Below are 6605 nucleotides of genomic sequence, written 5' to 3' on the forward strand. Positions count from 1 at the left end.
GCGCCGACTACAACATGCTGCTCGTCTCACGGCTGCGGGAGGAATCCAAACACAACATTCGCGTAGGGGTACTGCGCACCGTCGCCCGCACCGGCTCGGTCATCACCTCGGCCGGAATCATCTTCGCCGCCAGCATGTTCGGACTGATGTTCGGCTCCATCGCGATCATGATCCAAGTCGGCCTCATCATCGGCTGCGGACTCCTACTCGACACATTCCTCGTTCGCACCCTCACCGTCCCCGCCATCGCCACACTCCTGCGCGAAGCCAGCTGGTGGCCCAACACGCCGCGCTCTATCCCACCTCCACACCGTCAGGCCCGCCTGAGCGATCCGTATTACGACACAGGCACCCTGTAACCGCCGCAGATTGGGGGATTACGGCTACGGGTGCGTGGTTTCGGCGCCACAATGGCTGGAATCGCGAGTGAAGTGCAGGCGGTGCCCCAAGCCGTTGTTGCGATGGCACCCATTAGCCGCCGCCCCCTGCACCGTTTCCGGCGTCGAGTTGTCCGTAGAGCAGTGCGATTGTCGATTCTTGTTCGGCAAGCTTGGTTCTCAGTGCGCGGATCTCACCGTCCTTGGCGACCAGTTGGGCACGTAGGGCGGCTACGACGGTGCTCTCGCGGCCCGTCGCGGCGTCGAGCGAAGGCGGCTGGCGTCGGTAGGCGTCGATGATCGCGACGAGGTCGCGGTGCTTGTAGACGGTCTTGCGTTCTACGCCGGCGCGGGCAGCGACGGTGGATATGTTGATGATGGCGTTGGTCTTGCGCAGGTGTTTGATGGCGCGTTCGATATCCCGGCGCTTGGTCTGGGAGATGTTCTTACGGTAGTCGGCCAGGGCGCGGCGGGCGTTATCCGAAGGGGGAGGGGGGCGTTGCCTCATCCGGTTGCGTTGGGGTCGGCTTTGCGTAGAACAGATTCGTGGCTGCCGCGGGTCTTGACCTTCAACAGCGGCAACCGGTTTGAGGCACCAGCACCGCCCACACTGGCTCCGTTCGCGAGGCCCTCGGTGTCGGTGTGCAGACGCTCGATGATCGCGTCCAGAGAGGCGATCTCCCGGCGCCGTTCGTGAATCCACACGTTGTCGTCGGTGAGTTCCCGCCCGCTACGTCGCCGGTACTGTTCGCGGCGGACCTCGATCAAGTTGACGGTCTTGGCGCGCTGCGCGATCAATTCGTCGAGATGAGTGGCGTCGGTGGCGAAATGCCCGCATGACAGACAAGCATTTCCTTTGTCACAGCTCTTCAGCGGAGGAAGCAGGCACACGCCGTTGGGAAGTACCCGATCCGTGCGGGCCGCCAGTTGAGTCATGTCATAAATATCGGATGGACTGATTGCGATATCGGTGCCGTGTGCGCCGACCTTCTTGTGCCGCAGGAATTCTGACTCAGCTGTTGCAGCAAGCGTCGCAGCGTAGCGCAGGGTCATCTCAGGGGATGCGTGCCCAAGGTATCGCTGTACCACGTGAATGGGAACGCCGTCGTTTAGCAACTCGGTGGCCCGGGTATGGCGCAGCCGATGGGTCTGGCTGAACCGCAGCGGACGCCCGGCCGAGTCGGCCAGGCCGTGAACCTTGTCGAGTTTGTTCAGTGCCACACCGTAGGACTGGTAGGTGCGGGCCCGGTGGCCCTGATGCTGGTGGCGCAGTCCGAGGAACAGGTACTTCGGGCTCAGCCCAGGGTAGCGGCGGCGAACCCACTGTTGCTGTTCGGTGATCACGTTGACCACCGCCTTCTCAACCAGGATCGACGGCAGTACCCCGTCGACCTTGGTCTGCTGGTAGCGCAACTTGGCGACGAATGCGTTGGGGTCATCGGAATCTGTGGGGCGTTCCTGGCCGGGAATAGCGGTCAGAGGGTCGAAGTCGAGCATCAGTATCTCCGAGGCTCGGCGTCCGGTCAGCGCCTGCAGCAGCCAGACGCGCGCGGCTTGCGGGTCTCCGAGGCCGGCGACAACCGAGATCGTTGCATCAGGGTGAGTGATGGCCACCGGCATACCGCGATCGGCCGCCAGCACATCGAGGTAGCACAGCATCTGCTGCAATTCCGACGTGGAGAACCACGTCAGCTCCCGCTGCCGGTTGGCGCGGCGCGTTCGAAACGCCGCGCCCCACAGACGCGTGTAGGTGTCGGTGATCTGAGCCCACCGGGGGTCGCCGGTCGCCGCAGCGGCTTCCTCGGCGTGATCAACCATGAAGGCGTAGAACACCTGGGCCTGCGACTGGGTCGAGTCCACCGCGGATGCTGACAACGGCCGGTCTGGTTTGAACTGTGCGGATGGGGATTTCAGGTAGTTGGAGAACTCGGTGAACAACAACCGCAGGGCGGCGCGGTCATCGGCCAACAGTGGGGTGCTGATGTTGCGGGCGGCCAAGAACGGGCCGAGGTGCCTGGCCATGTTGCGAGCACGATCGGCTACCGATGACCAGCGCAGCAATTCCGCGGTTATGGAGGTGCGCAGCCAGAACCGCACGCCCTCACGCAGCCAGGGCGGGTGGATCGCGGCAAGTTTGACGACTTGGTCATGGCTGGGTTCATGTTCGCGCTGTGGTATGCGGGGATCAGCCCGTAGATCCCAGATGTCATGGGCCCACCACGGGGCATCGGTGCAGCGCACCGATACGTAAAGATGCAGGTGCTCGATCAAGGCCACGACCTGGCGCCGAGCCCCCGCGGAGGGCAGGCGGGCGTTGCGGCGCTCAAAGCGCACCACGGCGTGACGTACGACATCCTCGGCCGCGAGGTCTGCAATGCTCACTGGAGGCCGGTGATACCGCTGCTGGTGCTCGGCGGCGGCGTCGGTCAAGGCGACGGCCGTCCACTTCAGCAGGAACGGCTCGATCTTGCGGATTCCTTCGTGGCCGCACAACCACACCCACCACGCCATTTCTTGGCGAAAGCGTTCTGGGACATCGGCGGGGGTGAAGTCGTGGCCGTCGGGATTGTTCAGGTAGCGCTGGTTGCGCACGAACACGGCGTCGAACGGTGCAGCGTCGATGCGGTAGTGCAAAGTTCGCCACGATTCAGGGACCTGCTGCCATTGCCGATCCCACACGGTGGCCGCCGCGGATCCTGCAGAATCGACGTGACTGTTACGGGGTTGAGTCATGGCTCACCTTCCAGCCGGCGACGAAGCTCTTCCACTGCGCGACCGTGCGCATCTCGGCGTCGGCGGTCACCCACCCGTAGATCGACAGCGTGGTCTGCACATCGGCGTGGCCGAGACGGCGCATCACCACGTGTTCAGGCACCCCAGACAACAGCAGAGCTGTAGCGTGGGTGTGGCGCAGCCAGTGAGGAGTCCAGTCCTGCGGCAACACATCAGCATGGGCGGCCGTGAGGGTGTCCACCTTGTCGTAGACGGTTTCCGGGCGCAACGGTGCATAGCGCTGGCCGCGTGCCAGATTGACGAACACGAAGTGCGACGCCAGATCGGCAACCGCGACGTCGGCGGCCCACCCGATCAGCTGCCACACGTACTCGCTGTAGAGGGCTACCAGATCATCGCCGATGTAGATCCGGCGTGCACCGGACTTGGCTCGTACCCCATGGGGGTGATCGTCGCGGCCGGCCACCAGAATCGACGGAGTCTCACCCCCGGTGATATGGAAATCATTGTGGCGCAAAGATAATGCTTCACCTATTCGCATTCCGGTCTCGGCCAGGACGGCGAAGAATAACCGGTCACGCAAACCCGCCTCGCTGCCGGTCCACTCACCCGACGGCGACTGCACACTGCAGCCATCCAGGATGGCGTTGACTTGATCGGGCAACAACACCGGCGTCTCGCTGCGATTGGGTGCACGCCGGCGGTGCACAGGCACCTCCTGATCACGTCGCGGTCCGACACCAGCCAGGGTGGGGGCATAGCGGCGCCGCGAGGATCGGGCGTGGGAGGAAAACAAGCGGCGGTACGGGCGGGTCAAATCGTGGGCGTCGGCGAAGTACCGGTACATCGACAACACCGCAGCCCCCCGCGGCTGCAACGACGACTCGGCCATCCCAGGCCCGGGCTCACCGATACGGACCATGCCCGGCAGATCCCCAGTCCGCAGATAACACAGGAACTCGCCAAACAGGCTAGTGGGAAAATCATCCCAGGCCGCGCCGGTGTGTTCGAGCACCGTCCACCACGCCGATAGCCCGTATGCGTAGGCACGCACCGTATTTGGAGACGCGCCCTGATCTGCGAGGAACCGCAAGTACTCTCGGGCAGGTGCAACGGGTAGCCGATCGGCGCCGACCACCGTGTAGGTATCAGGCCGGTCCGGGAAACACAGCCGCTGCACCCGCGCCACGTTCAGCAGCCTCTCGCGCCGTTCATGGAGTTTTACCGCGACGGAAATCGTCGAGGCGGACCACTTGATGCCGCTCTTCCGGGGCTGATCCGCTAGCACCGCGCATCCCGACGGCAGCCATCGGGCGCCTGTCAGATGCAGGTGAAGGCCGTTGCGTAGCCAGGAACCATTCGAGCAGATCCGATGGAAATATCATTGACTCGCGTGCGGCCAGCATCGGCACCGAGGCATCCCCGTAGCAGCGTTCCACCCACTTGCGCAGCAGCCTGGGCCGCTCGGGGTCACGTTCGTTCCATCCGGGTTCCGTCATACCCCAGGTATGCCCAGTCTCAGGATTGATCCGTGAATACAGTTGTGTGGTAAGCATTTTTGCGCGATCAGCGTCGATCAATCCCGAGTCACGCATGTGCATGATCAGCGAACCCAACGACAAGCCCCACTTGTCCTTGAGCGGTTTGAGGTTCAACAGTGACATCACCTGTGGCAACTCCGGCGCCAGCGCGGCGACGGGCGCCAACAACTCGGTGGCGAACCGGTTGGCCTCCAACTCCTCGCCCGAGTTCACCGAGCAGTGCCCACGGCTGTGCAACACCAAATGCCCCAACTCATGGGCAACGGTGAATCGGGTCCGTTCCCACGACTCGGATTCGCGCAACACTACGAGCGGGCGATCCCGGTGTCGTCCCACCCAACTCGAATAACCCAAGTGCTTCTCGTCACGCGCTCTCCCCGGTGTGGCCGCGAACTCGCTCTCCCACTCACCCGGAGTGCGCCGCCGGACGATCACCGGTGCACCCAATCGCTCAGTTTCATACATCAAATCATCCAGTGGCTCATGAGGTTCTAGCCCCATCGCCTCGCGCAGCCACCCTGCGGCCTGGACCGCGCTCGGCCGGTGATGATCCTTGCCGCAGATCGACGGGACCTTCACATGAGGCAATTTCGACCGCTCATCCAGGTCGCCGAGAAAATCGCCGGCGAGCGAAGCGAACGTCGCCAAGAAGTCCTGCTCGCCAACAGTCATCGACTTTGGCGCCCGGAAAAGCAACTCACCCGCCGATACGCGAGACTGCGGTTCCGAGCTGAAAAACCGTGCAGGAAAGCGGAACAACTCCGACAGCCCCGCAACCTCATCAACGGACAACATGATCGTCGAAGACTTCTCGATCTTCGTCTGGCGGGCATTGCTCCAGCCAACCAGGCCCACCACAGAAGTTGCCGTCATGCGCCGCAATAGCCGGGCCTGCCGGACCCGTGCACCAAAAACCTCGATCATCGTGCGCTCGATTCAACATCACCCGAGTGGGAGCCCCGCATGCACCCAGCAGTGTGCACGAGGGCTACGACGATTCCGGCGGCGCTTCGTTCAGTGTCTCCTCGGTGACGCCGTCGGCATCCGCGAAGTCCTCGTCCCGGCGCCGCTTTCCGGGCATTGCAACCTCGGTAGCCTGCGTGAACGGATCCATGGTGGGTGCCGTTTTCGCACGCTGCTCCATGATCGGTGGCGGCAGCGGAGTGCTGGCGTAGAGTACCTGAACCTTGTCGGTGAGTATGCCCGCAGCCAAGACCGCACCACCCAAGCCCAGATTGCCTGGCCACCACAGTACGTATTGCCGATACCCGGGAGGCTCCGGAATGCCATCCCCGCCGCCGATTGGGTACCCCAATTCCTCCTCGATACTCAGCTGATGCTCGCCGGGCACATACTCCACCGATTCGAGCAGGCTGCCGTCCCAGTTGCGTGGATGTTTGCGCACCCCGATACGAGACCCCTTCCCGTCGACCAGAACAATCCCAAACCCGTTGCCCTTGATCGCCTTCAAAGTCGAGTCCTCGGTCTGGCGACGCCACCTCGAGAACAGCAACGTCTCCAGCAGCGTGCATGACACGGTGATTCCTCGGGGATCGTTCCCCTGATCGACGTACCGGTCCGGAACCTCCGCCAACCTCGCACACAGATCGCCATGCGTTTCGCCCAACACGAGAGCATGCTGCTCGACGAACTTCTCCACCAGCAGTTGTGGATTGTCGTGTAGGTCCATGGGGTGAATTTTTACCCCGGTATCCCACATCGGCCGGCGCGCCACGCCGTGCAAACTTGGAAAATGTTTGGCCAACCATACCTAAGAGGATACATGTATACGATGATTAATGTGCAGGTAAACACGCTGATTGACCAATAGAACGTGTTAAACCTCTGATAAGGCGACCAGGTGCTGCTGCACGTGGCCCGTGACGGGGCCGGCGCTCGCAGGCTGACCGAGATCGCCGTGCTGCGCCCCGCGGACGGCCGGGTTCGGGCGGTC

General features: G+C 63.1%; 6 protein-coding genes. 1 reads left to right on the forward strand and 5 read right to left on the reverse strand.

Annotated features, from left to right (window positions below; translation table 11 throughout):
* Positions 1-359: MMPL family transporter (locus tag AC2VON_RS12485; protein ID WP_486953251.1), on the forward strand; the 359-nt coding region annotated here is incomplete at its 5' end.
* Between the two features lie 112 nt (positions 360-471).
* On the opposite strand, the gene AC2VON_RS12490 is transcribed toward AC2VON_RS12485, so the two are convergent.
* The 5 genes from AC2VON_RS12490 to AC2VON_RS12510 all read right to left on the reverse strand — a co-directional run bounded on the left by AC2VON_RS12490 (position 472) and on the right by AC2VON_RS12510 (position 6341).
* Positions 472-885, reverse strand: a complete 414-nt coding sequence (locus tag AC2VON_RS12490; RefSeq protein ID WP_046284845.1) for a hypothetical protein — start codon at positions 883-885, stop codon at positions 472-474.
* On the reverse strand, positions 882-3110 hold the full coding sequence (locus tag AC2VON_RS12495; protein WP_083079801.1) for a tyrosine-type recombinase/integrase: 2229 nt from the start codon (positions 3108-3110) through the stop codon (positions 882-884). The genes AC2VON_RS12490 and AC2VON_RS12495 overlap by 4 nt, the downstream gene beginning before the upstream one ends.
* The gene (locus AC2VON_RS12500) at positions 3094-4299 is read right to left on the reverse strand and encodes a tyrosine-type recombinase/integrase (protein WP_109401152.1); all 1206 of its coding nucleotides are present in this window, start codon (positions 4297-4299) and stop codon (positions 3094-3096) included. Before AC2VON_RS12500 ends, AC2VON_RS12495 begins: the two co-directional genes overlap by 17 nt.
* 22 nt (positions 4300-4321) lie before the next feature.
* Complete coding sequence (locus AC2VON_RS12505; protein ID WP_486953252.1) at positions 4322-5524, reverse strand: ImmA/IrrE family metallo-endopeptidase; 1203 nt, start codon at positions 5522-5524, stop codon at positions 4322-4324.
* A 115-nt stretch (positions 5525-5639) separates the two neighbouring features.
* Positions 5640-6341, reverse strand: coding sequence for a hypothetical protein (locus AC2VON_RS12510; protein WP_046284843.1), 702 nt, complete (start codon positions 6339-6341; stop codon positions 5640-5642).
* Between the last annotated feature and the right edge of the window lie 264 nt (positions 6342-6605).

The organism is Mycobacterium sp. TH-M82 (assembly GCF_057473605.1).